Origin of the sequence: Peribacillus sp. R9-11 (genome assembly GCF_031345095.1) — a bacterium.
In the GTDB taxonomy this organism is placed as follows: Bacteria; Bacillota; Bacilli; order Bacillales; family DSM-1321; genus Peribacillus; species Peribacillus butanolivorans.
This window is the reverse complement of record NZ_CP133763.1, coordinates 3355657-3382537: the sequence shown is the minus strand read 5'-3', so window position 1 is coordinate 3382537 and position 26881 is coordinate 3355657. Positions and strand designations below refer to the sequence as shown.

General features: G+C 36.8%; 23 protein-coding genes and 1 pseudogene. 15 read left to right on the top strand and 9 right to left on the bottom strand.

Going from position 1 to position 26881, the window contains the following annotated elements; all coding sequences use genetic code 11:
- Window positions 1-51: 51 nt before the first annotated feature.
- Together RE409_RS16345 and RE409_RS16340 are read right to left on the bottom strand one after the other, a co-directional pair.
- Window positions 52-324, bottom strand: a complete 273-nt coding sequence (locus RE409_RS16345; RefSeq protein ID WP_201224080.1) for a hypothetical protein — start codon at window positions 322-324, stop codon at window positions 52-54.
- 207 nt (window positions 325-531) lie between these two features.
- Window positions 532-2151, bottom strand: coding sequence for an ABC-F family ATP-binding cassette domain-containing protein (locus RE409_RS16340; RefSeq protein WP_056520681.1), 1620 nt, complete (start codon window positions 2149-2151; stop codon window positions 532-534).
- Window positions 2152-3656: 1505 nt separating this feature from the next.
- On the opposite strand from RE409_RS16340, the gene RE409_RS16335 reads away from it, so the two are divergent.
- Window positions 3657-5984: a HelD family protein gene (locus RE409_RS16335; protein ID WP_309557811.1), complete on the top strand. Its 2328-nt coding sequence runs from the start codon at window positions 3657-3659 to the stop codon at window positions 5982-5984.
- A gap of 48 nt (window positions 5985-6032) precedes the next feature.
- Here RE409_RS16335 and RE409_RS16330 read toward each other — a convergent pair whose 3' ends face one another.
- Window positions 6033-6554, bottom strand: coding sequence for a GNAT family N-acetyltransferase (locus RE409_RS16330; RefSeq protein WP_201224082.1), 522 nt, complete (start codon window positions 6552-6554; stop codon window positions 6033-6035).
- 141 nt (window positions 6555-6695) lie between these two features.
- Between RE409_RS16330 and RE409_RS16325 the strand changes: the two genes are divergently transcribed.
- The gene (locus tag RE409_RS16325; RefSeq protein ID WP_056520676.1) at window positions 6696-6887 is read left to right on the top strand and encodes a hypothetical protein; all 192 of its coding nucleotides are present in this window, start codon (window positions 6696-6698) and stop codon (window positions 6885-6887) included.
- A 77-nt stretch (window positions 6888-6964) separates the two neighbouring features.
- Window positions 6965-7378 carry a hypothetical protein gene (locus tag RE409_RS16320; protein WP_201185316.1) on the top strand — a complete coding sequence of 138 codons (414 nt, stop codon included), beginning with the start codon at window positions 6965-6967 and terminating at the stop codon, window positions 7376-7378.
- A 119-nt stretch (window positions 7379-7497) separates the two neighbouring features.
- On the opposite strand, the gene RE409_RS16315 is transcribed toward RE409_RS16320, so the two are convergent.
- Window positions 7498-8691: an alanyl-tRNA editing protein gene (locus RE409_RS16315; protein ID WP_201224084.1), complete on the bottom strand. Its 1194-nt coding sequence runs from the start codon at window positions 8689-8691 to the stop codon at window positions 7498-7500.
- A 401-nt stretch (window positions 8692-9092) separates the two neighbouring features.
- Here RE409_RS16315 and RE409_RS16310 point away from each other — a divergent pair, with 401 nt between their 5' ends.
- A complete protein-coding gene (locus tag RE409_RS16310) occupies window positions 9093-9965 on the top strand; it encodes a CvfB family protein (RefSeq protein WP_201185312.1) in 873 nt (290 codons plus the stop codon).
- Between the two features lie 47 nt (window positions 9966-10012).
- Here RE409_RS16310 and RE409_RS16305 read toward each other — a convergent pair whose 3' ends face one another.
- Genes RE409_RS16305 through RE409_RS16295 form a run of 3 tightly spaced genes read right to left on the bottom strand, consistent with a single transcriptional unit; the run spans window position 10013 to window position 11095 of the window.
- Entirely contained in the window at window positions 10013-10582 is a 570-nt protein-coding gene (locus tag RE409_RS16305) for a manganese catalase family protein (protein ID WP_053346486.1), read from the bottom strand.
- Window positions 10583-10594: 12 nt separating this feature from the next.
- Window positions 10595-10861, bottom strand: a complete 267-nt coding sequence (locus tag RE409_RS16300) for a spore coat protein CotJB (RefSeq protein ID WP_053346485.1) — start codon at window positions 10859-10861, stop codon at window positions 10595-10597.
- Window positions 10862-11095, bottom strand: coding sequence for a spore coat associated protein CotJA (locus tag RE409_RS16295; RefSeq protein ID WP_053346484.1), 234 nt, complete (start codon window positions 11093-11095; stop codon window positions 10862-10864).
- Between the two features lie 254 nt (window positions 11096-11349).
- Here RE409_RS16295 and RE409_RS16290 point away from each other — a divergent pair, with 254 nt between their 5' ends.
- From RE409_RS16290 to RE409_RS16275, 4 genes are all read left to right on the top strand, one after another.
- On the top strand, window positions 11350-12243 hold the full coding sequence (locus RE409_RS16290; RefSeq protein ID WP_201224085.1) for a 3D domain-containing protein: 894 nt from the start codon (window positions 11350-11352) through the stop codon (window positions 12241-12243).
- A gap of 145 nt (window positions 12244-12388) precedes the next feature.
- Window positions 12389-14509: a DNA helicase RecQ gene (gene recQ / locus RE409_RS16285; protein ID WP_201224087.1), complete on the top strand. Its 2121-nt coding sequence runs from the start codon at window positions 12389-12391 to the stop codon at window positions 14507-14509.
- A gap of 134 nt (window positions 14510-14643) precedes the next feature.
- Window positions 14644-14850 carry a cold-inducible protein YdjO-related protein gene (locus tag RE409_RS16280; RefSeq protein WP_053346482.1) on the top strand — a complete coding sequence of 69 codons (207 nt, stop codon included), beginning with the start codon at window positions 14644-14646 and terminating at the stop codon, window positions 14848-14850.
- 887 nt (window positions 14851-15737) lie between these two features.
- The gene (locus tag RE409_RS16275) at window positions 15738-15932 is read left to right on the top strand and encodes a cold-shock protein (RefSeq protein WP_053346481.1); all 195 of its coding nucleotides are present in this window, start codon (window positions 15738-15740) and stop codon (window positions 15930-15932) included.
- A 106-nt stretch (window positions 15933-16038) separates the two neighbouring features.
- Here RE409_RS16275 and RE409_RS16270 read toward each other — a convergent pair whose 3' ends face one another.
- A complete protein-coding gene (locus tag RE409_RS16270) occupies window positions 16039-16947 on the bottom strand; it encodes a YitT family protein (RefSeq protein ID WP_053346480.1) in 909 nt (302 codons plus the stop codon).
- A gap of 387 nt (window positions 16948-17334) precedes the next feature.
- Between RE409_RS16270 and RE409_RS16265 the strand changes: the two genes are divergently transcribed.
- The 7 genes and pseudogenes from RE409_RS16265 to RE409_RS16235 all read left to right on the top strand — a co-directional run bounded on the left by RE409_RS16265 (window position 17335) and on the right by RE409_RS16235 (window position 24719).
- Window positions 17335-19518, top strand: a complete 2184-nt coding sequence (locus RE409_RS16265) for a PAS domain S-box protein (protein WP_201250782.1) — start codon at window positions 17335-17337, stop codon at window positions 19516-19518.
- A gap of 65 nt (window positions 19519-19583) precedes the next feature.
- Window positions 19584-20771 carry an MFS transporter gene (locus RE409_RS16260; RefSeq protein ID WP_242485404.1) on the top strand — a complete coding sequence of 396 codons (1188 nt, stop codon included), beginning with the start codon at window positions 19584-19586 and terminating at the stop codon, window positions 20769-20771.
- 278 nt (window positions 20772-21049) lie between these two features.
- Window positions 21050-21240: pseudogene (locus tag RE409_RS16255) on the top strand (hypothetical protein); the annotation flags it as partial.
- A 45-nt stretch (window positions 21241-21285) separates the two neighbouring features.
- Window positions 21286-22074 (top strand): GDSL-type esterase/lipase family protein, encoded by a 789-nt coding sequence (locus tag RE409_RS16250; protein ID WP_053346478.1) that lies wholly within the window; start codon window positions 21286-21288, stop codon window positions 22072-22074.
- A complete protein-coding gene (locus tag RE409_RS16245) occupies window positions 22074-22988 on the top strand; it encodes an ABC transporter ATP-binding protein (RefSeq protein WP_201185305.1) in 915 nt (304 codons plus the stop codon). The genes RE409_RS16250 and RE409_RS16245 overlap by 1 nt, the downstream gene beginning before the upstream one ends.
- Complete coding sequence (locus RE409_RS16240; RefSeq protein WP_309557810.1) at window positions 22981-23961, top strand: ABC transporter permease; 981 nt, start codon at window positions 22981-22983, stop codon at window positions 23959-23961. Before RE409_RS16245 ends, RE409_RS16240 begins: the two co-directional genes overlap by 8 nt.
- A gap of 326 nt (window positions 23962-24287) precedes the next feature.
- Complete coding sequence (locus tag RE409_RS16235; RefSeq protein WP_201185302.1) at window positions 24288-24719, top strand: CBS domain-containing protein; 432 nt, start codon at window positions 24288-24290, stop codon at window positions 24717-24719.
- Window positions 24720-24759: 40 nt separating this feature from the next.
- Here RE409_RS16235 and RE409_RS16230 read toward each other — a convergent pair whose 3' ends face one another.
- The gene (locus RE409_RS16230) at window positions 24760-26736 is read right to left on the bottom strand and encodes a S9 family peptidase (protein WP_201185300.1); all 1977 of its coding nucleotides are present in this window, start codon (window positions 26734-26736) and stop codon (window positions 24760-24762) included.
- Window positions 26737-26881: the final 145 nt, after the last annotated feature.

Here is a 26881-nt window from a genome sequence, read left to right as displayed (position 1 = left end):
TTTTTTAAAATGTTAATTATATGGCCGGGTCTATAACCCGGTTTTTTGATTTCAGCAAATATGTTCATCATAATCGGGTTTTAGGAAAGTTGACCACTTCTGTTTTTGATAGGAATAATGAAAACAATTAAAGAAAAACGAAAAATCGTCAAAAAAGAGTGAACCTTTATCATCAAAGCTATAGGAATTTAAAAAATCAACAATAATAGCTTGTTGATCCACTAGGTCAAATATTCCGGTTACATAAAATTGATAACTGAATTTATCATATAAAAAAAGATAGCCTGTCTCCTCAAAAGCATTTTTTACTGAAATCTCATCCAATTTAACTCACTCCTTTCTTAACAATATACCTTTTACTTCTCAATATTATTCAGTGCTAAAAGGAAAAGATTACTATTGATTAATAATTATTAAAGATTGTTTTTTATCTTCTATACGTAGGATAAAAAAAGAACTGTATGGTAGGGGAACTGAGGAAATGAAAACAGCACATCCATTATAAAAGGATGTGCTGCTTTCATTAATCTATTATTTGTACATTTCAGCAACTTGTTTTTGCAATTGAGTATCTTCAAGGTACTCATCGTAACTAATTTGCTTATCGATAGTACCTTTTGGTGTAAGTTCAATAATTCGGTTTGCTACCGTTTGAATAAATTGATGATCATGAGAAGAGAAAATCATAGACCCTTTAAAGCTGATTAATCCATTATTCAATGCCGTAATTGACTCTAAGTCAAGATGGTTAGTCGGTTCGTCAAGCATTAGAACGTTTGAACCGCTTAGCATCATTTTAGAAAGCATGCAGCGGACTTTTTCGCCCCCTGAAAGAACACTAGCCTTTTTCGTAACTTCATCACCAGAGAATAACATTCTGCCTAGGAAGCCGCGAAGGAAGCTTTCGCTCTGATCATTAGGAGAATATTGACGCAGCCAATCGACAAGAGTTAAGTCAACACCATCGAAGAATTCAGCGTTATCTTTAGGGAAGTATGCCTGAGAAGTCGTAACACCCCATTTGAAAGATCCGCTATCCGGCTCTATTTCACCTGCTAAGATCTTGAACATGGTGGTTTTTGCAATTTCATCTTTACCGACAAAAGCAATCTTGTCACCTTTATTCATCGTGAAGCTGACGTTTTCCAATATTTTTATACCATCAATTGTTTTTGTAATTCCATCTACACGAAGCAAGTCGTTTCCGATTTCACGCTCCGGTGTAAAGCCAACATATGGATAGCGGCGGGAAGAAGGTTGAATATCATCTAAGCTGATTTTATCCAATAATTTCTTACGGGAAGTTGCCTGACTCGATTTAGATGCATTGGCACTGAATCGAGCGATGAAATTTTGAAGTTCTTTGATTTTTTCTTCTTTTTTCTTATTGGCATCTTGTGTTAATTTAAGAGCAAGCTGGCTTGATTCATACCAGAAGTCATAGTTACCAATATAAACTTTGATTTTACCGAAATCAAGATCCGCGATATGCGTACAAACTTTGTTAAGGAAGTAACGATCATGGGAAACTACGATAACTGTGTTTTCAAAGTTGATTAAGAACTCTTCCAACCATTTAATCGCTTTTAAATCCAAATGGTTGGTAGGCTCATCTAGTAAAAGAACGTCTGGTTTTCCGAATAGTGCTTGAGCAAGTAATACTTTAACTTTGTCGCCACCGTTTAATTCAGCCATTTTCTTTGTATGAAGGTCCTCAGTAATACCAAGGCCTTTCAAAAGGATCGAAGCTTCAGGTTCAGCTTCCCAACCGTTTAATTCTGCAAATTCACCTTCAAGTTCGGCTGCTTTCATTCCGTCTTCATCAGTGAAGTTTTCTTTCATATAGATTGCATCTTTTTCTTGCATGACTTCATATAATCTTTCATGCCCCATTATAACTACTTTAAGAACTTCCTCTTCTTCAAAAGCGAAGTGATCTTGTTTTAAAACGGCTAGGCGCTCGCCAGGCCCCATATGAACATCACCGGATTGTGCTTCAATTTCACCGGAAAGAATTTTTAAGAACGTGGATTTACCGGCACCATTTGCCCCAATTAGTCCGTAGCAGTTACCAGGCGTGAATTTTATATTAACATCTTCAAACAGTTTACGATCGCCATAGCGTAAACCAACATTATTTACAGTAATCATTTATTTACATTCCTCCAAAACTATGTTTGCATCAACGTTTTTAGCAACTTTTTATTTTTTTTAAGACACTGAATAACATGAGCAGAAATTTACACTTGTATATTTTTAAAACTTTGCCGTAAGTTAGATTGTATCTTATTTCAGAGGAAAATTAAAGTTAGATTAGCAAAAACAAACGCTTAGGGGCAAAAATTTAACGAGCATTTTTGTTTTAAGATATAATTTGAAAAATTTCATCAAATATTTTTGACATACATGTATATTTTTCGTCATTCACACAAAATTCAATCGACATGAGAAAATCGTAGCCACTTTTTTATATTTTTATGTAGTAGTGGAAGAGATATTTGGTGTCGGTATGAGGTTGGATGCTTTCCGAATTATGCATAATAAGTTAAATAAAATGAGGTTAATAATTAATCATTTCTAATATGTTTATTCCTTTCACGCAAATAGATTACTTTAGCGCGTTAACTAATCTGCAAATAAAGAAATTGCTGAGCAATTAGACGTTAAGCTACACAAATTAATGCAAGGAAATATGAAGATAATATTTTGCAAAAAGAGAAGTTAAGTGAAAACAGATACTTGTCCACACCTTCTATCAAAATATACATATACAGTATAAAGGAGGTTGTTAGGATGAAAAAAAATCCGTTTTGGTTTCCTGAAATACATTGTGAATTCGAACACAAATGTAAAAGTGAACACAAATGTAAATCTAAATGGAAATGGGAATGGAAATTCTAACACAAATATAAAAAAATCGTTTCTATTTATCTTATAATTTACAAAAAAGCTATTAAACTAGTATGGGTGAGTTTGCAGATGAGAATTTAGTATGTAGGCATCCGAATAAATGGGTGCTTTTTTAATAGATTAAATCATAATCGATTCTTTGAGAAAAAAAGCACCTGTCAATCCAGATATCCTTTTCAACCTTGTTAAAGAACGACTTAACTATGCATCCGAAAATGTCTTTATATCTGGACGGCTAAATTTTGTCGTTTCTACATCTCCTGCAAGTAATACAGTAGGTATGGTTGCTCCCAAATAGTATACAATGTAAGTTCGTCTTCTTGCTAATAATAAGGAATTTTGTGCAGTCGTGTAAGCAGTTTGAAGGGAAGCAAGAAAGGAAGGGTTTATCTGTTACAATTCAAGCTTGATTGGCTTAACATCTTTTTGATAAGCAAGATGTTCACTAATTTCTGATAAAGAGATATACAATGGACGGAAACAACAATAAACTTCCGCCTCCCAACATGGTAATGAATTTCCTGGGATGTAGTTTTTATATATTTATCTCTTGAATTTCTGAAAGGTATTCAATTAATTGCCTACTGAGAGCATTTAGATGCTCTTTCATAAGTCAACATATAAAAACAAAATTCAATCAGGAATATATCATTTATCCTTCAAATATTGGGTAATATTCTGGGATTTTTGTTTTGAAAAATAAATCTATGTTAAGGGATTTGTCAACCCATTGGTTTTCTGATAGTATGAATGTCCATTTCATCGTTGTATCGGTATTTTTTCTCCCGTTTAATCAATCAAAAGTAGGAAGGAGAATGGTTCTTTTGGTAAGACATCCTGATTTTGAACAAGAACGTCAGAGGTTGGATTTCACTAAGCGCTATATAGATGTAGTCATCAAAACATCAGAAACCAGCAAAGATCAATTTCAACGGAATATGCAAGAGGCTTTTGGTGATGCGGATTGGTCTGAGTCGGGCTTATATTCTCAGTTGTTGACAACTGCCAACTTTTTTGAAATGTCTAGATCTGAACTGGAAAGCTTACGCAAGGCAAGCAAAAAGCCTTATTTTGCAAGAGTTGATTTTGAACGAAATGATGGTGATCTAGGCGAAGTACTTTATTTCGGGAAAACTTCCCTTTATCAGAGGGAAAGCCAGGAACAGATTATCGTCGATTGGAGATCTCCAATAGCTAATCTTTATTACGAGGGTCGGATTGGTGAAATTGAATATGAAGCAGAAGGGGAAACATTTAGCGGGAACATCACTTTAAAGAGGCAGTTAATGATAGAAGATGGTGAGTTAGAAGAGGTCAGGGACATTGATTTAACAACAACGGATGAATTATTACAGGAATCCCTTTCCAAAAGTTCGAGCAATCGTTTGACCGATATCATTACCACGATACAGGAAGAACAAAATAGAATCATTCGTGCTGATTTAAATAAACCAATCATTGTTCAGGGAGCTGCGGGCAGTGGTAAAACAACAATAGCCTTACATAGGATTTCTTATTTTATATACCATTATAAAGACTTGTTTGACCCACGCCAGTTGATGATTCTTGCCCCGAGCCGGGTATTCATTGATTACATTTCTGAAGCATTGCCGGAATTAGGTGTTGAAAAAGTAAAACAATTCACATTCGCCGAGTATGTTCAGGTAGCAATCGGAAAGCAACTGAAGCTAGTAGCTGATAATAAATTGACACGTTTGTTGGAAAAGGATGATGAAGAAACAAAAGCAGCGATCTGGATATCTGGATTTAAGGGTTCTCCATTATTTAAATTAATTTTGGACGAATATGTGAAGGATATTTTCAGGAGTTTTCATCCGGAAGAAGATTTTTATTGTGACAAATATCGCCTCTATTCTGCAAAGAAGTTCATTAGGCTACTGGAAGAGGATTATTGGTATTTACCATTATACAGCAGGCTCGACAAGCTAAAGGCCATTTTACAAAATGAAGTAAAGCTGAAAAAGAAAAAAATGCTTGAACGAGTAACGGATTTTTATGACGTCAAAATAGAAAAGGCCCTCTATAAGAATATTGATCCAGTAATACGCAAGGAATTTGTAACAAAATGTCTCGATAAAAAGGAGGAACGAATCGGACAGATTAAAAAAGCAATCCGTTCCTCTGTAAAAGGCTATTTTAAGCATTTTAAAAATAAAAACCTTCTTCAATACTATCAGGAATTGTACCAAGATCCCGAGCAACTGGCTTCGTACAGTAGCGGTAAACTTAGTCGTGAAGATGCATGTGCTTTATGTAATTATAATCAAAAGTTAATTCATGAGAAAAGTTATGAATTGGAGGACTTGGGTGCATTATTATATTTACAGGAGCTACTTTTTGGTGTGGATAAAGATAACAAAGCAAAAAATGTCGTCATAGATGAAGCTCAGGATTATAGCTTCATGCAATTGCAGGCGCTAAAAACGGCAGTAGATACTGATATGTTCACTCTAGTAGGTGATCTTGCTCAAGGTATCCACTCATATCGAGGACTTCAAACATGGGAAGAGGTCCATCGTCGTATTTTTCCGAGGGCGACATACACAGAACTACAAAAAAGCTACAGAACGACTGTTGAAATAATGAAACAGGCTAATCAAATTCTTCAATTGTTACAATATGATTTCCCAGAAGTTGAGCCTGTAGTCCGCCATGGGACAGAACCAGAATTCATTTCTATCGATAAGGATGATTGGGGAGAAGAGTTGATTAAACATATCGAAGAATTAAAAGGAGAAGGTTTCAAAACGTTTGCCGTTATTGCCAAAACGATGAAAGATTGTAAGCTAGCAAACGAGAAATTGAGTAGATGTCATAATGGCTTCCATTTAGTAGATGAAGCAGGAATTATTCCGAAAGATAAAACGTTAATTGTACCCTCATATCAAGCAAAAGGTCTAGAATTCGATGTAGTCTTTGCGATATCTCTGGAGGAAATTTATAGTCGGAAGAATGAACTCGATATTAAACTACTTTACGTCACAATGACAAGACCATTACACCGGCTTTATTTTTTGGGAAGTGAAAAAGAGGATTTCCTTCTGAGGAAATGATAGGAGGGGGATTTTAATTTTAATCTACCTCCTATTGCCATGATTTTCTTACAAATGCAAAAGAATTTCGTGAATGTCATCCCATCCATAACCGACTTCGATTAACTCAATTCCGGCCATTTTAACAGTTTTTTCAGCGATTACATGACCACCGAGAGCTTTGTAAAAACCGCATGAAGGATTATCTTTTAAAGCCCAGATAATTAAATTTTTATGTTCCTTATCTATGAGTTCATCAACAACCGTTTTAATCATTTTTCGACCAATTCCTTGTCTTTGATACTCTTTTAATAAATAGATGGCATATACTTCTCCTTGAATATGGGAATCATTAGTTTGTTCGGGGCCACCAGCTACAAAACCAATAATTTGTCCTTCACCATTTTCAGCTACATAAGTGGCATTATGCAGCATCTTTAAATTTCTTAGCCAATTTTTTTTTCTGGTTTCTAGATTCAAAGAAGCCAGATATTGATTCGGCAGGATTCCTTTATACGTCGATTGCCAACTGTTTATATGTACATAGGCTATTCCGGTTACATCTTTTTCTGTAGCCTTCCTTATTTTCATAAAAATCACCTTCTGATTTCGTTATTTTTTCTAGAATATCATGTAAAAAGTGAATAAGCATTTAATTTATGTTTATTACTACTCTAAAAAGGATAAGAAATAAGAGAGTGATTCAACCAGATGAAGGGAAGGATGAGAAAGATGAAATTGAAAGTTAGTTTTTATTTTCCGGGCGGCAAAGAAATAGAGCATGAGGTAGACGGCGATGACTCAACTCAAATGATTTCAAATATTCAAAAACACCGCTATTATAATTTAGTTAAAGGCGATTGCCATTATGTCGTAGATACTGAAAAAGCAGCTTATTTTTCTGTAACTGAAATATTGGATTGATTATAAACCGTATTGGACTTTTGTTCCAATACGGTTTATTCTTTTTGTTGTAGAGATGACCTGAAAAGGAGTAAACAATGAAAATTAATTTTACGAAAAAACAATATGAAACATTGTTCAAAATGGTTCAGTATGGATATTGGGTTGCTTCCGATATTGAAAATAATAAAGAGTTTAGTGACTTAGAACAATACCTGAATTCCTATGCAAAGGATTTTGGCATGGAAGGAATCCACTTTGTGAAGGAATATGAAATATATGATTTAAGTCATGACTTGGAAAATAAACTTCATGAAGTTATAGATGAATATGAAGAAGGGGTTTTCAGGGATAAGCTTGCCTATCATATGGCAAGAAAAGAGTTTGCAAAGGAATCGAACCTTCAAGAGTATACTCAAGAGGAAGCATTTAAACGAATTATGGAACTCGAAGAAAAATATCACCTTCATATTGAAGAACGTGGGTTAGAGAATCTAAAGATAGAAGAATAAGGGGTGAAAGGGAGAGAGGGCATTATTTGTCCTCTCTCCTTTATTTTCGGTACTATAACTTCGAAGTGAAAATAATATGAATTCCACCACTATAATGATTTTTTTACCACATAAGCTTTTTATTCATCATGACCAAATTTTGAGCGGATTTGTTCAGCTGTGAATTCGTAAAAAGCCATTAAATCTTTTTGTGAAGCAAACCCCGCTTGAGCAGACTTTTCATTACCCCCGCCTTTACCATTATACGAGCTGAGTGTTTCTTTAAAATATTGTCCGCAATGAATGGAGGAGGACCCATTGTGCGCGAGCAGGATCTTTTGTTCCTTATATGATGCAAATAACACGAGCACTTTTTCTTTTTGAACCATTGTAGCTGTAAGAAATTGGAGTTCTTTCAATGAGCTGTCTTCGAAAATATGAGATATGAACCCATCCCCATTATTTTCAAGCAGGGAATCAGCAAGGAACTTTGCATTTTCAAGTTTGAGTTTTTCATGTGTTGCTGCTAGTTGTTTGTAGTCATCTTCTAGTTTTTCCACCCTGTTGATTATTTCTTTTCGTCCGGTATTAAATTTAGTTGATAATGCTGAAAGAACATTAAGACTATCAGAAAAATCGTTCAATGCCCTTAATCCGCATTTGAAATATAGACGTGTATGTTCTTTTTGTTTCTCCGTTTTGAGGATTTTAATTAGGCCAATCTCCCCGGTTTGTTCTACATGCGTTCCGCCACAAGGATTATACTCAATCCCTTTAATTTCAACAATACGGATATTCTCTGACACCTTTGGCATTTTGACGACAGGAAGTGCCTGTATTTGCTCTTTTGTCACAAAATATGTGAGAAGCTTGCGATTCTCATAGATATATTGATTAACCTGCTTTTCAGTAGCTATCGTATGTTCCTCGGTCCATTGGGGCGCGATTATATCAATAGTTATATTTTCCGTTCCAAGATGAAAACTGACAGTATTCGCATCAAACAGTTCCCGGCAGACAGCCGAGAGTAGATGCTGACCGCTATGCTGTTGCATATGATCGAAGCGGCGTTCCCAATTGAGTTCACAATGAACAAATTCAGAACCTGGCCTACATTCAAGCTTGTGAAGGATATTTCCATCCTCGCTTTTTGTAACGTCAAGGACAGTGATTCCTTCTATACTGCCTGTATCGGAAGGTTGACCACCTCCTTCTGGATAAAAAGCAGTTTCTTCAAGAGTGATGTAATAAAAGCCATTTTCTTCGAAAATCTGCTGGATTTTTGTATCCCATTGAGATGTCTTTGATGACGTGTAATACAATTTTCTAGTCATGAATAATTCCTTTCCCTTTCAGTTGGTCATTAAATTATAACATCGCAAGTCATTTTTATGAAAAAGCAAGGTTTGTAGATTGGCAAAGGTTTTTATGGTTAGTAGGTGTGTTAGAGTTGGACGAATCCAAGACTATTACGACGTAAAAGGTATTTCGGAACACTAGTTAAACCATACAAACCCAGTCACTTTTCAAAATTCATTATGCAAACTTTGTGGTAATGGAAAACGAGTTCAAATTTTAGTTCCTCAAACAACCATGGAAGTTGACAAGGAGCAAAAAATAAAAAACCGTAATAGGTATACAGAACAACAAAAAAATGATAAATTCAAATATGTTGGAAAAATAAATAATTGGGTACAATTGTAGGTAAAGGTAAGTTACAGGAGGATTTTTATACATGCAAAAAATTCAGGCCGGTTTGGCTGTAGAGTTAGAAGTAGAACGTAAGGCAGATTTCGGTTGGTTCTTGACGGATGGTTCGGAAGATGTCTTACTTCATCATAATGAAATGAATGAAGAAACTGAGCTTGAAATTGGTGATGAAGTAACGGTATTTATCTATCATGATAAACAAGCCAGGTTGACAGCAACAATGAAAATTCCTGAAATTCAGATCGATCAGTATGGCTGGGCAGAAGTAGTCAATGTGAAAAAGAAACTAGGGGTCTTTGTCAACATCGGCCTTTCCAAAGATATTCTGGTATCACTGGATGATCTGCCAAACATTGACCATTTATGGCCTGAAGTTGGTGATCGACTATATGTTTCCCTGAAAACCGATCGTAATGAACGGTTGTTCGGTAAACTTGCAACAGAAGATGTAATTCAAGAGATTGCTGTTAAAGCTCCTTTAAAAGGAGTCCGTAACACGACCGTGAAAGGGAATGTCTATCGTTTGCTAATGGTTGGTTCTTTCTTTGTTTCACAAGAAGGGTATCGCTGCTTTATTCACGAAAGTGAACGCAAACAGGAGCCCCGCCTAGGAGAATTAGTTGAAGGGCGTGTCATTGATAGTAAAGAAGATGGTACCCTCAATGTTTCTTTATTTCCGTTTAAGCAAGATTTAATGGAAGAAGATGCAGATGTCATCTTCACTTATTTATTGAACCGTGGTGGCGCGATGCCTTATGGCGATAAGACTCCACCTGATGATATCCAGTTCCACTTCGGATTAAGTAAGGGAGCATTCAAACGTGCTCTGGGCAAACTGATGAAAGAAGAAAAGATTTATCAGGAAGATGGATGGACCTATTCTTCAGACCGAAAATGACAAAAAGGCAGCGGGAAATTTCCGTTGCCTTTTTTATATGGATTTTATTAAAAAAACTTTTTTTTCCCTTTGTCCTCTTTTAGAATTTCTACAGCTTCTCTGAACCTCATGGAATGTACAATCTCTCTTTCCCTTAAAAATCTTAGTGAATCATTAATATCCGGGTCATCCGAGATGTCAATCAACCATTGATAGGTTGCACGGGCTTTCTCTTCAGCGGCAATATCTTCATATAAATCAGCAATAGGATCGCCTTTAGCTTGGATGTATGTGGCTGTCCATGGATCACCTGCTGCATTTTGATAGAAAAGGGCACCATCATGATTCGCATAATGTTCGCCAAGACCAGCTGCAACCATCTGCTGTGGTGTGGCGTCCTTTGTAAGCTTATAAACCATTGTGGCAATCATTTCTAAGTGAGCGAATTCTTCTGTTCCGATATCCGTAAGTAATCCGATGACTTTATCAGGTATTGTATAGCGTTGATTTAAGTATCGGAGTGCGGCAGCCAACTCACCATCAGCTCCCCCATATTGTTCTATTAAATATTTTGCCAGTCTGGGGTTACAGTTGCTAACCCTTACTGGGTATTGTAGCTTTTTTTCATAAACCCACATAGATATCTCTCCTTATACTTGCCATGGCCAAGGGCCTTGGCCCCATTCCCATTTATTTTCCCCTCCAGGACTATTTCCGAATCCAAGTAATGGCCCATATTTAGGCTCGAATACTGCTTTCAATTGTTTGGAGTACAGTTGGAATTGATTGAATTGCTGCAGTGCCTGCTGGTCAGTGGGATGTGTATCTAAATAATGGGTTAGTTCGACAAGTACGAAATCTGCAGCCTGTATTTGCTCAAGCAACTGATAATATTCATCATCCAGTTTCTTATTCATTTACGTCTCCCTTTCGCGATAAGGATTATCATAAAAATCGTAAAAGAATTTCCAAAGGGTACCGTATTTGAGTGCCTCTTCTGGTGTGAACTGTTCTAGATTTGGTGGCTGGAAATTTATATACAATTGGGGAGGTGTACTGAAATACTTTCTTCCAATCGGTGGGCAGGGATCGAATTTGCTATGGAACGGTTTATAAGACTTGATTAGGGTGAAAGTCTTTGCTCGTGTCAAGTTGAAACCTCCTTTTTAAAAGGTACATCCTTAAATAATTATGCTTGGATAAAAAAAATATGACCCAAAAAGGGGGGGATCAGTTAAATACAAGCCATTATTCATTGTAATATTCAGACTATTTGTTATCGGCTCGTTATCTTACTGTGATGTTTGTCATCTATTCTTTATCTGTTTGTTCTTTGTATAGGAAATAACTATGGTAATATTGAAAACGTTAGCTTATGAAAAAGCTCACAAGGAGGTAACAACATATGAAAAAATCAATCTTATCGTTAGCGGCAGCGGCTGCAATATCCGGTGCATTCACTATTCCGGTACAAGCAGAAGATGTCAATGTGAAAGATGGAGACACATTATGGGGGATATCTCAAACATATAAAGTATCAATAGAAGATATTAAGGATTGGAACCATTTGTCTTCAGATACGATTTATTCAGGAGAAACATTACATATTTCTCAAGAAAAGCATTATAAGGTCAAGTCCGGGGACACGTTATGGGAAATTGCAGGCAAATATCATGTATCAGTAAATGACCTTAAATCTTGGAACGGTTTAAATTCAGATACAATCCATCCAAAGCAGGAACTAGTTATTAAACCTGCGACGTACAAAGATGAGGCAGCGAGCGTTAAGCCTGAACAGCCATCAGCGCCAGCTGAGCAAGCGAAACCATCAGCGCCAACTAAGCAAGCGAAACCAGCAGCACCAGCTGAGCAAGCAAAGCCAGCAGCACCAGCTGAGCAAGCAAAGCCAGCAGCACCAGCTGAGCAAGCAAAGCCAGCAGCACCAGCTGAAAAAGCAGAAAAAGAAAAAACAGTATCTAACAGTGAATCTACGAATCAATCAGGCATAGAAAAAGAGATTACTGTAAGAGCAACTGCATATACTGCTGATTGTCAAGGTTGTAGCGGTACTACAGCTACTGGAATCGACTTAAAAGCAAATCCGGATACAAAAGTTATATCAGTAGACCCATCAGTTATCCCACTTGGTTCAAAAGTTTATGTGGAGGGTTATGGCTACGCAACAGCGGCTGATACAGGCAGTGCCATAAAGGGAAATAAAGTAGACATCTTTATTCCAAATGAGCAGGATGCTATTAATTGGGGCGTTAAAAACGTTAAATTACAAATCTTAAACTAATTTAGTCATGTAAAACATGTTTATATATAGAAAAAGTAGGCACAGAGTTTTCAGGTGTCTACTTTTTTTGTCCTTTTGGTTCACGGAAAAAGCAGGTACAATGAAAGTAATAAATCCTTACAAGTTAAATAGGAGGAGTAGTACATTGATAGAAAAAGCACGTGATTATTTACAAAAGTATTTTGGATATGAGTCATTCCGTACCGGTCAGGAACAGATAATTGAACAAGTTTTAGGAGGAATAAATACAGCAGGAATCATGCCGACTGGCGGAGGCAAATCAATATGCTATCAGATTCCAGCTCTTCTATTGCCTGGTGTCACCCTCGTCATATCCCCACTTATTTCCTTGATGAAGGACCAAGTAGATGCCCTCGAACAAAATGGTATAGATGCCACATTACTTAACAGCTCTATTTCAGGGATAGAAGCTTCCAATAGAATGAACGATATTAAGCAGGGAAGGTACAAGCTTGTTTATGTGGCACCTGAACGATTGGAAAACCCTGCTTTTCAGAGGGAACTGGCTAATGTTGATATTTCATTGGTGGCCATTGATGAAGCTCACTGTATCTCGCAATGGGGTCATGATTTCAGACCAAGCTATTTAAAAATCAAAAACTTGTTGAAAGAAATGCCCTCAGCTCCGACCGTTCTAGCATTAACGGCGACAGCCACACCACATGTGACGAAGGACATTTGTCAGTCACTTGGAATATCTGAACAACATACAATATCAACAGGATTTGCAAGAGATAATTTGTTTTTTTCCGTCGTCAAGGAAGAGAACCGCGGACGGTTTTTAATGCGCTATATTGAAAAAAACAAAAATGAGTCGGGTATCATATATGCAGCAACAAGGAAAGAAGTCGATTCATTGTACGCCAAGCTTAATAAAGCTGGCTTCAAAACAGGCAGATATCACGCTGGTATGAATGAACAAGACCGTTCGGAACAGCAGGAGCAATTTATTCGTGATGATGTTCCTTTGATAGTAGCGACATCAGCTTTTGGAATGGGTATCGATAAGTCGAATGTTCGTTACGTCATTCATTATCAAACCCCTAAGAATATGGAGAGCTATTATCAAGAAGCAGGTCGTGCAGGTCGAGATGGTTTGGATAGCGAATGTATTCTTTTATACTCCCCTCAAGATATACAGATACAACGCTTCCTAATCGATCAATCGAACCCTTCGCAAGAGTGGCAGGCACAAGAACTGAAGAAATTGAATAGAATGAAGGATTATTGCTTTACTGAAGGTTGTTTACAAGCCTATATTCTTCAATACTTTGGAGAAGAGAATCCTGAAGATTGCGGCCACTGTGAAAACTGTACAGATAAACGTGACTCAGTTGAAGTAACGACTCAGGCACAGATGGTTCTTTCGTGTATGTTACGAATGGGTGAAAGATTTGGCAAAACGATGATTAGTCAGGTACTCACTGGTTCCCGGAATAAGAAAATTGAAGAGTTTGGCTTTCAAAAGATTTCAACTTATGGAATTATCAAAAATCAATCGGCAAAGGATGTTGCTGACTTCATTGATTTCCTGACTGCTAAACAGTATATCGAAATGACAGGCGGGCAATATCCAGTTCTTAAAGTAACCAATGCTGGACGAGAAGTGCTTTTAGGACAGAAAAAAGTCCTGCGAAAAGAAATAAAACAAGTAAGCAGCATTAGTATCGATCATGGATTGTTCGAAGAATTGAGACATTTAAGAAAAGAAATCGCAAGCAAGGAAAATGTACCGCCTTTCATTATTTTTTCCGATGCATCCTTGAAAGATATGGCAGCAAAACTGCCGAGAACAGAACAGGAATTCCTTGATGTTAAGGGTGTAGGCACTCAGAAATACGACCGCTTTGGAGCAGTGTTCTTAGAAGTGATTTCTCATTATTTACAAGCACATCCTGAAATAGAAGTGAATACAATGGTTAAAAAAGAAACAACAAAGCGAACCACGGTACCATCTCATCTAGAAAGCTACCGTTTCTATCAGGAAGGCAAATCCCTCAAAGAAATTGCGACATTAAGAGGACTGTCTTCGATCTCCATTGAAAATCATCTATTAAAGTGTGCAGAAGAACGTTTGGAGATCAAGTGGGAAGAGTTTTTCTTAGATGAGGAGTATGACCTTGTACTGGAAACAGCCAAACAATTGGATTCTGAGAAACTAAAACCATTGAAAGAGGCCCTTCCTGACCATTTTTCATACTTTATGATAAAAGCAATCATGGTAAAAGCAGGATTAAAAAACTAATAGAATAAGGTTTTTGGATAATTTTTTCATTGGATAAATAAGAATTTGATTTGATGCGTATACTAGGAATGAAAAAAGGTAAAAAACTCAGTGCCTTTAATCAGAATCTTTATATAAAAAAGAGGAGGTTGCTCATGTATTTTGGTAAAAAGAATTCAGAGGAACCAGAAATCATTATGGAAGATACAATTGTATATGCATGCGGATCAGCAGATTGTAATGGATGGATGAGGAAAGATTTTGCCTCTGAAAACTATGATTGTCCAATGTGCGGCAGTCAATTAGTTGAAGAAGTAAGGGAACTGCCAAAAATTGAAAATGAATATAATGCGTTTAAATAAAAGAGGTGAATTATTGCCTCTTTTATTTTTTATTTTATAGTATGAGTATCACGCGGTGTTCTGTTTTAGTCGCATCCTTTACATATAAAATCATATGTGGTATGATAGAGATTCAGTGTTATTAAGAGTAAACACTGGAGGGTAATTTAAAGTAACATTTTTATTAATAAAATATTTTTCATCATCTTTATGATGGAGTAGAATCAAGTTAAACACATCTAGAAAAAGAAATACGTCTAATCACCAAGTATTTTCCTCGATCCATTTTTGTTCTTCATTAACTTACTTCTATGTACCATTTATCTTTTGGAATTTAAGTTTCCCAATTGGAATTACGGACGGTTTTAATTAATAAACATGTACTTACAAGCTTTTATCTGATTCTATCAGGCACGGTCTAGGAACCGTATGGATGGGAGAGAGGCAGGGCTTTCATTGTTTTAGGTTTTGGCACTAAAATTACTCTCATGCTTGATTCGCATTCTATTCATTCGAATGAGCAGGAAGAATCATGTGAAATTGATTCTTCAATAACGCAGTCTTGATTGCCTTAGGGAAATCAGAGACTGTGTTTCATGATTATCTGATCTATGGATACGAGGATATAAAGAATAATGGCTTTCATTTCTTCATAAGAAGTTTTACTCAATTATAATATGCATATATATGATATAATGGTTTCTGGGATACTAAAAATTCATGGTTGTGATCTCAAGTTCTTTCCACTCAATGAGTTTGAGTGTATAGAATAACAACAAATCTTAGATAAGTGAATGAGTGTTTACTCACAATTATTTAGATTAATCGCCATCTATTCTTCTTTTATCTTTATGGCTTGGGATCTGTTATGCAGGACGGAGTCAATTCAATTCTAAGGAGTGAGATACATGTATAGAAGAAATAATACGGAAGAAATCATTCCTGAAGAAACAAAGGTGTGGGAATGTACATCAGAAGATTGTAAAGGCTGGATCCGCGATAACTTTACAAGTAATGATGAGCACGTTTGTCCACTATGTGGCAGCGAAATGAAACCCGGCACTAGAATGCTTCAAGCAATCAACAATCCAAGAAACTATTAAGTCTTTATAAAAAAAGCTGAAGGGGGATTCCCCTTCAGCTTTTTTTATCTTTTTGCTTATTTAAGTAGATGTAGCAAAAAGCCAGAAAAATTAAAGATAAGGAAGATTAGTGAATATCCTTTTTCTTGAACCGGCCCCCACGAACTTCAGCAATATCTCCGACTGCAAGGAAGGCAGATGGATCAAAGCTTTTGACTATATCTTTAAGCTTTGCTTCCTCAAGGCGATTTATTACACAAAAGATAACCTTTTTATCGTCTCCCGAATAAGCACCTTCGCCAGCTAAAAAGGTCACACCTCGACCAAGCCGACTCATAATTGCATCACCGATATCTCCAAACTCATCGCTGATAATCCAAACAAATTTAGATTCATCCAAACCAGCGATAACAATATCCATCGTTTTATAAGCTACGAAATACGCTATAATCGAATACATGGCACGGTCCCATGAAAAAACAAAGCCAGCACTGCCAAGGATGAATAAATTAAAGAACATGACAATCTCTCCAACAGAAAAAGGAAGCTTCTTGCTAGCTAGAATAGCTAGAATTTCTGTTCCATCTAGAGAACCGCCATATCGAATAACCATTCCAACACCAATTCCAAGAATCATTCCGCCAAAAGCGGACGCAAGGAGGATATCTTGAGTGAAAGCTGGTACGTGGTGAAGCAATGTAGTGGTTATGGAAAGGACTAAAATCCCATATAGAGTAGATAATGCGAAGGTTTTTCCAATTTGTTTATAACCGATAAAAAAGAAAGGGAGATTCAAAACAAAAAGAAAGATACCGAGCTTCCAGCCCGTGATATAAGATAGCATAATAGATATACCTGTTATACCACCATCTATTACATTATTTGGTACTAAAAAAATCTCGAGGCCGACAGCCATTAAAACAGCACCGATTGTAATTAAAAGACCTCTTTGTAATATTTGCCTTAGTGTTAATTTTTTATGCTGGGTCTTCTTTTGCATAATTTCTGTTGTATTTGTATTTGCCAAGTCTGACATAATCATGCCCCCACTCCTTCTCTCTATATATGTACTATTTAATTATAAACCTATAGGTATAATTAAATAAAGAAATTAACATTCTTAATTAATATACTTTTTAAATAATAACCAGTGTAATTGTACATTTAAGTGTTTCATGCAATAAAAAACCGTATATGAATGCTTGTCAATTCACAAGCCCTTTCTATTTTACTCTATACAGAAGAATAGTATTTCTCATTTTACTGCATTTATTAAAAAAACTTCTCTTTTTCTTTAGAAAAATGATGAGCAGGAAGATAGTATATGTAAATAGATAGGTATTAGGAAATAAAAGTCTTTAAGGTACAACATATTTCCATTACAATATAGGAGAATAGAATGACAGAGGTGACAATGTAAACAATGGAACAATCAATAGTATCATTTAATCCTATCCTTTTTATGATTGCCGTACTGTTGGTATTTATGGCGTGTTATACAGCGTTAGATTTACTGACAACATTAATTACAATAGTAAAATACAAACGTCTTTTGTATGTAGGGAGCATTTGCTCTATGGGAGTAGCTATCTGGACGCTTAATTTTGTGGTCATTTTTACTTTTGAGAATACGGGAATGGCATCGTACAATTTTGCTTCGATAATGCTTTCATTAGCAATAGGGGTTGTTCTTGCAGGGGTAGGATTATTAGCTATTTCTTATAAACAACAGTTACTACAAATGATTTTTTGCAGTTTTATGTTTACCATGGCGATTTTGTCGAATTATATAATGGGCATGTTTGTTTTAAACAACTCTGTGCAATTTAACCCTTTGTTACTTGTTATTACACTACTCATTATTTTTAGCTTATTTTTAATCTCACTGTTAGTCTTATTTTATATAAATAAAGTAAGTCAATCTTCCCTTAAGCCAGTCAGTACACTGATTATGAGTGCGGCAATCATCGAAGGGTATTTTCTTTTTTTGAGAGTGTTTCCGGTTACTGGAGAAAAGGAGAAAAATGAATTTGTTCAACTTAGCCCGTTTATTTTATATCTAGTCAGTTTTGTTTCGTTATTTATCCTTGCCAGTTTAATTGGTTCTAGCACGATTGTTGGAAGGCGTTTGGCAAAGAGTGATAGCACAGTGAGTGATATCCGTTATGCTTTGGATCAATCTTCTATTGTAGCTATAACTGATGCAGAAGGAATCATTACATATGTTAACGAAAAATTTATAGAAATCTCACAATATGAAGAACATGAACTGATTGGAAAAAGTCATTCTATCATTAATTCGGGTTATCATCCTCAAGAGTTTTTCGCTGACCTTTGGTGCACAATCAAACAAGGAAAAACGTGGAATGGGGAAATCTGTAATCGGGCAAAAGATGGCGAGATTTATTGGGTGGATACTACAATCGTACCATTTATGAAAAAGGGAAAACCATATCAATATATTTCAATTCGTTCGGATATTTCCCGTCGAAAAAGAGCGGAAAGCGACCTAAGGGTCTCAATTAAGGAATTAGAGGATATGTATTATGCTATTAACCAATCATCCATAGTGGCGATTACCGATGAGAAAGGGATCATTGTCGATGTAAACGATAAATTCTCAGAAGTTTCCGGGTACAAGAGAAGTGAGTTAATTGGTCATACTCACCAATTGGTTAATTCCGGATATCACTCAAAGGAATTCTTCGATGATATGTGGAAGACCATTCAAAATCGTAAAGTATGGAATGGTGAAATTAGAAACAGAGCGAAAGATGGCAGTTATTATTGGGTCGATACAACAATCGTTCCATTTTACACTGTGGAAGGTAAACCATTTCAGTTTTTGGCGCTTAGGTATGATATAACGGAGCGTAAACAAACAGAAGAGATGCTTCATCGACAGGATAAACTAGCTGCAGTCGGCCAGCTTGCTGCTGGTGTCGCACATGAAATTCGGAATCCACTTACCTCGATGAAAGGGTATACTGAATACTTACAATTAGATGAAAAAGATGAAAATAGACTTGAGTATTTGGGAATTATTATGGATGAGATTAACCGTGTAAATGAGATAGTTGAAGAATTCTTAGAACTATCCAAACCGCAGTCCCTGATTTTGGAAACGAAGAATATAGTACCAATTATTCAAAATGTTTTATCTCTAACAGAGTTTGATGCACGGAAGAAGAATGTTATTCTCTTCTTTGATTGTTATCACGAGGAAATCCTAATTCGATGTGATGAGAATCGTTTAAAACAAGTCTTATTGAACTTTGTTATAAATGGGATAGAAGCAATGCCTGACGGGGGAGAAATAAAAGTCGTTACAGAACTTAAAGAAGAGAAAGTACATATCTCCATAATCGACACGGGAGTTGGTATGCCACCCGATCAGCTCAGGAGGATTGGAGAACCATTTTTCACGACGAAAAAATCCGGTAATGGGTTAGGACTTATGATTAGCTTTAAAATCATTGAAAGCCACCTAGGGCGAGTATTTGTAGAAAGCGAAGTTAACAAAGGTACAGTTTTTAATATTGTCCTTCCTATGGAAATAGTAAAGGATTTTTCCAATGATGGAATCGAAAAAGTGGGGCTTGTATAATATCTGGTATTTGATGCATGTATATGATAATTTTGAAGAAGATGACCGCATGGGGGATACTGGATTTGGAAAAACAAAAACAAGCTAATATCTTAAGTTTGAAGATTTTTTATCTTTTTTCGTTTTTTGCTGTGGGAAGTTTAACACCGCTCTTAAGTGTTTATTTAGCAAATGAGGCAGGGTTAAATGGAATTGAAATAGGTACTATTATGTCTGTCGGGCCGATAGTAATGATCGTTTTTCAGCCAATTTGGGGTATTGTCTGTGATTGGAGCGGAAAACCTGCTAAAATTCTTGCAATGACATCGTTGCTCGCTGGTTTGTTTGGCTTAGGATACTTGCTCTTCGAACCCTATTTACTTTTAGTATCTGTCGCAGTTGTATTGGCAATCTTTCAAAGTGCCATTATACCGGTTTCAGATAGTATTACCCTTCAATATACAACAAGAATCAAATCGAATTATGGAAAAATACGTTTATTCGGTTCGCTTGGTTTTGGTGTGGCTGTTTTTGTAATGGGAAAGTTATCGGAATCATTTATTGGTCCTTCTGTTATATTTTACGCCTTTTTTATCGGCCTATTAATTGCGGCACTTCTAGCTTTACGCTTGCCTGAAGAGCCTCCTCAAGTAAAGGCAAAACTTTTCAGTGGGATGAAAGAACTGTTAACAATGAAACGTTTCCTAATCTTTCTTGCTGTAACATTTCTAATCTTCGGCCCTAACCTTGCTAATAATGTCTATTATGGCCTATTTGTTGAGGCAAGGGGCGGGACATATACAGGAATTGGTATTGCGTTCCTGCTAGCTGTATTGTCGGAAATACCATTTATGAGAATGGCAGGCAGCTGGATAAATAAATTAGGCCTGCTGCCAATCACATTATTAGCTGGAATTGCTTCGTTGGTTCGTTGGTTGTTTTATTTTACGGAACCAAGTTTGGCAATAGTATATGTGACTTCCATGATCCAAGGTTTTTCACTGGGGTTATTCATTCCTGCAGCTTTACAATATATTAGAGAAGTCGTCCCACCTCATATAACAGTTACTGCAGTAACGCTTTATTCTGCAATAGGTAATGGGTTAGGTAACTGGTTCAGTACCTTTAGCGGCGGAATAATCTTGGATAAATCAGGGATTTATATGGTGTACTTATTTTACAGTTTGCTCACACTTATGGGGATGCTTCTAACAGTGTGGCTCATGAGGCTTGAGAAAGTACCTGGAAGAATGAAAACTATTTTTTGGAAATAATTTTGTTCAGCATGAAGGTGTATTTTATATATTGTTTTGTTTATTAAATAGACCTATTCGTTATAGCGAATAGGTCTATTTTCAGTGGAAATATTTTATTGCAAAAAGGTTTAGTATTTTACTGAAAATCCCATAGAGATTATTAATGTATAATTGTGTATTTGATTCAGCGTCTGATGTAGCTAAGAAAAATAAAAAAAGTATTAAAAAGATAAAGAAATTAGTTCTTATCGTTAATTTTATTTTTAAAGAAAAAGTAAATCTGGGGACAAAAGAAGTTAGGTGTTGCGTTGGCCACTGCTCATTTTTCACCTCTTGCTGCAGTTCCTATAGGGCTAACTTCAGTGCCTGGCATAATATTTTCGAACACTTGCTTACAACGTATTTGTCAAAAAGAGCAGAATTACGGTGTGGTGATTTCCTCTGTTTTTGTAATGAGACCCATTCAGTTTTTTATTTTTGGAAATAATATGTTTTAATGGAAGGAAGAGAATGTATGGAAGGATGAGTGTTATTGAGCAAAACCAAAGTGCTCGCTGTTACCGTTGTATCAGTAGTTATCGGACTGTTTTTTTTATTTTGTCTTGGATGGGCGATAATTGATTATTATGGAAAAAAGGCTTCTGATATAGGTTTAAATGAAACAAACCCCATTGAAAAGAACCTCCCCGAAGACTTTACAGTAGTTGCATTAGGGGATTCGTTGACGCGCGGAACTGGTGATGAAACAGGGAAGGGCTATGTCGGCCTTGTCGTGGAAGATTTGGAAAGTAAATATAATAGCAAACCGCTTATTCATAATCTTGGGATTAATGGACAAGTGTCTCAAGAATTGGTGCAGCAGGTGAAACAAACGGAAGTGAAACGCCAATTGCATACAGCTGATGTTATTTTAATTACTATTGGCGGGAACGATTTATTTCAACAAGGCCAAACCCTGTTTGATTATGATCTTACTGCGACTTCTGAGTTACAAGAGAATTATCTGGAAAACTTGAATACCATTTTTAAAGAAATCAATAATGTCAATGATAAGGCAGCCATTTTATTGATTGGCTTATATAATCCATTCATAGAGTTGGATGAAGATTTTGATACAAACCGAATTGTCCGGGACTGGAATAATGAAACCGCTGAAGTGGTGGCTCTTTATAAAAATGCTATTTTTGTTCCTACATTTGATTTGTTTCAATTGTCGGTCAATGACTATTTGTATTCAGACAAATTTCATCCAAACAAGGCAGGATATCGTTTAATTGCTGATAGGGTTGCTCCTTTAATACAATGGGAGGATGAGAAATAATGAGTAATGTGACATTGTCTGTTAAGGGCCTGAAAAAAAGGATTGGTAAACGGGAAATTATTAAGGGAATAGATTTTGAGTTAAATGAAGGAGAGGTTTTTGGTTTTCTTGGACCGAATGGAGCTGGAAAAACGACGACGATTCGCATGTTGGTCGGTTTGATAAAGCCAACTTCAGGATCCATTCAAATATGTGGGTATGATGTGCGCCAGGACTTCACGAAAGCGATGCAACATCTGGGATGTATAGTTGAAAATCCAGAGCTATATCCTTTTTTGAACGGCTGGGATAACTTGCTTCATTTTGCACGAATGCTACCTGATGTTGAAGAGTCAAGGATCAATGAGGTAGTGGAACTCGTCGGTCTACAATCGAGAATTTACGATAAAGTGAAAACCTATTCCTTAGGTATGAGGCAGCGTCTAGGGATAGCTCAGGCAATGCTGAACCGTCCAAAGGTATTGGTCTTGGATGAACCAACTAACGGCCTAGATCCTGCTGGAATTCGTGAAATGCGCCAATTCATTAGAAAGCTTGCGGAAGAAGAAGGGATGAGTGTTCTGGTTTCTTCCCACTTATTAAGTGAAATCCAGCTCCTATGTGACCGGGTGGCCATCATTAAAAGTGGAGAGATTATTCAAACCGATACGGTGGAAAGTTTATTAACCACTCAAGAGCGGTTAATTTGGCGGGTGTGGCCTTTAGAAAAGGGAAAAGAAATTCTTAGCAGTTTTACGGAAATTACCGTAGATCAGGACAATATCATTACAGCTTTTAATGAACATGAAACGCCTAAGTGGAATGCTGCACTTAACGAAGCTGGTGTAAAGGTGTATGAAATGAATCGTAAGCTTCCGGGATTGGAAGAGTTATTTTTACAAATAACTGGTGGCGGAGGTGCTGGTATTGAATAACCTGATCCAAAATGAAATGATGAAGCTTCTGGCAAAGAAACGGTTAGTCATCATTGGTATCATTGTGGGTGTTTTAGTGCTGATGTTTACATATGCGCAATACAAACAAGTGAAAGAGCAACAGGAGAAGTTAGGTACGGATGATTGGCGTGCAGCTCTTCAGCAGCAAATCATTGATACCCAAAATCGGTTAGGATCAAACAGGATGCTAGATGAGTGGCGTGAACAGCTCCAGGTAAGTTTAAAACAGCAGCAATATTACCTAGATCATGACATTAACCCTTCAGAACCAGGGGCCACGACATTTACGCGTATGTTTTTAGAAAATGCTATTGATTTGTTCATCCCACTGCTGGTCATGATTGTAGCAAGCGATATGGTTTCTTTCGAAAACAGTCAGGGCACGATTAAACTTCTGCTTACAAGACCAGTGAATCGCTGGAAAATACTAATGAGCAAATATGTGACATTATTATTGTCCGTTTCTATTATCGTGGCTATGACAGCGTTATTGTCATATTTTTTATCGGGACTTGTTTTTGGGTATCATGGATGGGGAGCCCCTGTAATAACCGGTTTTGGATTGAATGGCAGCGATGTGGATGTCAGTCAGGTTAGAATAGTTGAGCAATGGAGATTTCTATTAATGGATATGGGGCTTGTCTGGCTGGTAGCAGTAGTTGTAGGGACTCTCTCTTTCATGTTATCGGTTTTAGTTCGAAGTACACCTGCGGGTATGGGCATAATGCTTGCGGCACTCATATCAGGGGCTATTTTGAACAATATGGTGTCGTCATGGGAATCGGCGAAGTACTTCTTTATGGTAAATTTAAAATTAACCACTTATGTTAGCGGAACAGCACCACCTATTGAGGGAATGACCTTATTATCCTCCGTCATTACTCTTTTAGTCTGGTGGGCGCTTGCTTTGATTGTTTCTTTTGCAGTATTTACCAGAAGGGATGTTTATTAAGTAAGGACAGCTTTGTAAAAATCAAGGCTGTCTTTTATTTTTTTTTACAGGGTATCCTTTTAAGTAGATAAAATGGATGATCTTCATTTGAATGAAAAATTCCTTCCAATGACTTCAGTTTCCAGTGAGAAGTTAAAATTGTTAAAGATGATATTTATTGTCTCCGATTCAAATTGTTAATATTATTTTTGTAGGCTCCCCAAAAGATGAAAATAGCTAGACCGGATTATGGTAAGTATGTGAATTGAATGCTATTGGGGTTTTGAATAATATCTTTTAAATTGTCAACAATAATCAAGCAACTATTGCTAAATGGAGGGGTTTCTATGACTACACTAAGAGAAATTATGACAACAGACGTGGACTGTTGCACTGTGGAAGATAATATATATGAAGCAGCAGTCAAAATGAAGGATGCTGATGTTGGAGTCATTCCTGTATTGGAGAATAACCATTTAATTGGTGTCATTACAGACAGGGATATCGTTATCCGTTGTGTTGCCGAGAAAAAGCCGAATTCAACTAGAATAACCGATGTTATTTCCACGGATCTTGTAACAGGCACCCCTGATATGTCCGTAGAAGAAGCAGAGGATTTAATGGGGAATGAACAAATCAGAAGGCTCCCTATAGTTGAAAATGACAAGCTGGTCGGAGTTGTAGCATTAGGTGATCTTGCTGTACACCATCAGACAAATTCAATTGCGGGAAATGCTTTAAGTTCAATTTCCGAGGACAGAGATCAAATTCAACACTAAAAACAAAACTCTGTTAGCTTTTGCTAACAGAGTTTTGTTTTTAAAAATATTTATTGAACCAACCTTTGATTTCTTCAACATGTTGAAGACGCATCTTTGGAGAACCGCTTCGCGATACTTCATGGGTTTCTCCTGGAAATGAAACGAGTTGAGCTTCTTTCTTTTGTCGTTTTAAAGCAACAAAAAATTGTTCGCTCTGTTCAATTGGGCATCGATGATCCTTTTCGCCATGCAGTAAAAGCAAAGGGGTATTCACATTAGAGACATACTTTAAGGGCGAGTGTTGCCACAATTTATCCGCCGAGTCAAAAATATCACCCTCAATTTCCCACTCCGTAAAATAATAGCCAATGTCGCTTACGCCATAAAAGCTTAGCCAATTACTGATGCAGCGCTGAGTCACAGCTGCCTTGAAACGATTCGTATGACCGACAATCCAGTTTGTCATGAACCCTCCGTAACTGCCGCCGGATACTCCTAATTTTTCATGGTCTATAAAATCATAGGTCGCTAAAGTATAGTCTACAGCGGCCATTAAGTCCTTATAATCCATTCCTCCATAATCTCCTCGACATGCATTAACAAAGTCCTGACCGTATCCCACACTCCCACGTGGGTTGGTGAATAAGACAGTATAACCTTCATTAGCCAATGTCTGGAATTCGTGAACGTAACTATTAGCATACATCATATGTGGCCCGCCATGGATTTCTAAAATGAGTGGATACTTTTGGTTGTCTTTAAATTCGGTCGGTCTCATAATCCAGCCGTGGATGGTAAGCCCATCAACAGATGGAAAAGAAATAGGTTCAGGTTGTGATAAATATTTATGCTGTAAAAATTCATCATTCACAAAACTGATTTGTGCTTTTTCTCCATTCGTAAGGTTATAAACAAAAAGGTCACCGGGATGAACAGGTGTACTGATGGCGACAATGGCACGGTGACTTTCAGGATCTATGGTTAGACCGTATATATGCTGTGGGTCAAGGATTGATGGATACATGGCTCCTTCAATCGATCCATAATAAACTCCGGTATTTCCATAATCGCTTATTAAAAAATAAAAGCCTTGGCTATCGTTTGTCCATAAAATTCCTGGGTCTACTGCCCCGATTTGGAAATCGCCGATTGCAGAATCTCCTATTTGAACGTCCCATCCTTCCGTCAGGCACTGTATGGTTTGATCAAACATAGAGTATAGCCAAATTTTTGAAAAGGTAGCCCCGGCAAACTCTTTGTTATGACCAATGAAGGAGAGATACTGACCATTTGGAGACCACTTCGGATCTTTAAAAAAACCAGAACTGCCCGTTATTTTCTTTGAAGATTTTGTTTCAAGATCCATGATAAAAATATCGCTGAAAAGATCGTCATCGCTTTTTTCAGCTTCTCCGCATATGTAAGCAATCTGCTTCCCGTCAGGAGACCAGGCATTTGGGCGATAATCGATGTTATTTTTTGTTAGCAAGATGGTTTCGTCTTTTTCTATATCTACTATAACAAGCTGTTGATATAGCTGATCAAAATAGCCTCTGCCATCCCATTTATACTTAAGTTGGTCATAGCGCTGAACTTCTTTGGACAGGTCCTTTTCTTCTTCCACAGTAAAAAGGGCTTCACCCTCCTTTAACCCGGTTGAAAGTAACAGCTTTGTAGAGCACGGGGACCAAATCGGATTTGTTGCTCCGTTGATAAAATGGGTTATTTGTTGAGATTCCCCGCCAACGGTAGAGATTAAATGGACTTGTTTTTTTCCTGACCGGTCTGATATAAAGGCTATATTCTTTCCATCTGGGGACCAGCATGGAGATGTGTCTCGGTTTTCTCCAAATGTCCATTGCTGTGTTTCATTCGTAATCAAGCTGAACATATACAAGTTGGAAACGTATTTTTCTGTTTTTTCATCAATTCTTGTTTGAACATAAACCGCCATGCTACCATCAGGTGATAACTTTGGATCGGTCGCTGATTTCAAGTGGAATAAGTCTTTTGCTGCTATTCCTATTTTGTTCATGCTTTTCACCCTTTCATGTTTCTCATAGTTATGTATTTCGCTAAAGAGAAATATAAACCCTTTAGTAAATATTTAACTCTTAAGTATTATTTATTGAGAAACGAAGGATTAAAAAAATCCGACCTTTTTATAATGGACGGATTGA

Coding starts and splice junctions, on each gene's coding strand:
- RE409_RS16265 (WP_201250782.1), top strand. CDS start 17,335: ATGGAACAATCAATAGTATCATTTAATCCTATCCTTTTTATGATTGCC.
- RE409_RS16245 (WP_201185305.1), top strand. CDS start 22,074: ATGAGTAATGTGACATTGTCTGTTAAGGGCCTGAAAAAAAGGATTGGT.
- RE409_RS16290 (WP_201224085.1), top strand. CDS start 11,350: ATGAAAAAATCAATCTTATCGTTAGCGGCAGCGGCTGCAATATCCGGT.
- RE409_RS16310 (WP_201185312.1), top strand. CDS start 9,093: ATGCAAAAAATTCAGGCCGGTTTGGCTGTAGAGTTAGAAGTAGAACGT.
- RE409_RS16325 (WP_056520676.1), top strand. CDS start 6,696: ATGAAATTGAAAGTTAGTTTTTATTTTCCGGGCGGCAAAGAAATAGAG.
- RE409_RS16230 (WP_201185300.1), bottom strand. CDS start 26,736: ATGAACAAAATAGGAATAGCAGCAAAAGACTTATTCCACTTGAAATCA.
- RE409_RS16340 (WP_056520681.1), bottom strand. CDS start 2,151: ATGATTACTGTAAATAATGTTGGTTTACGCTATGGCGATCGTAAACTG.
- RE409_RS16305 (WP_053346486.1), bottom strand. CDS start 10,582: ATGTGGGTTTATGAAAAAAAGCTACAATACCCAGTAAGGGTTAGCAAC.
- RE409_RS16280 (WP_053346482.1), top strand. CDS start 14,644: ATGTATTTTGGTAAAAAGAATTCAGAGGAACCAGAAATCATTATGGAA.
- RE409_RS16315 (WP_201224084.1), bottom strand. CDS start 8,691: ATGACTAGAAAATTGTATTACACGTCATCAAAGACATCTCAATGGGAT.
- RE409_RS16275 (WP_053346481.1), top strand. CDS start 15,738: ATGTATAGAAGAAATAATACGGAAGAAATCATTCCTGAAGAAACAAAG.
- RE409_RS16330 (WP_201224082.1), bottom strand. CDS start 6,554: ATGAAAATAAGGAAGGCTACAGAAAAAGATGTAACCGGAATAGCCTAT.
- RE409_RS16300 (WP_053346485.1), bottom strand. CDS start 10,861: ATGAATAAGAAACTGGATGATGAATATTATCAGTTGCTTGAGCAAATA.
- RE409_RS16335 (WP_309557811.1), top strand. CDS start 3,657: ATGAATGTCCATTTCATCGTTGTATCGGTATTTTTTCTCCCGTTTAAT.
- RE409_RS16320 (WP_201185316.1), top strand. CDS start 6,965: ATGAAAATTAATTTTACGAAAAAACAATATGAAACATTGTTCAAAATG.
- RE409_RS16235 (WP_201185302.1), top strand. CDS start 24,288: ATGACTACACTAAGAGAAATTATGACAACAGACGTGGACTGTTGCACT.
- RE409_RS16270 (WP_053346480.1), bottom strand. CDS start 16,947: ATGTCAGACTTGGCAAATACAAATACAACAGAAATTATGCAAAAGAAG.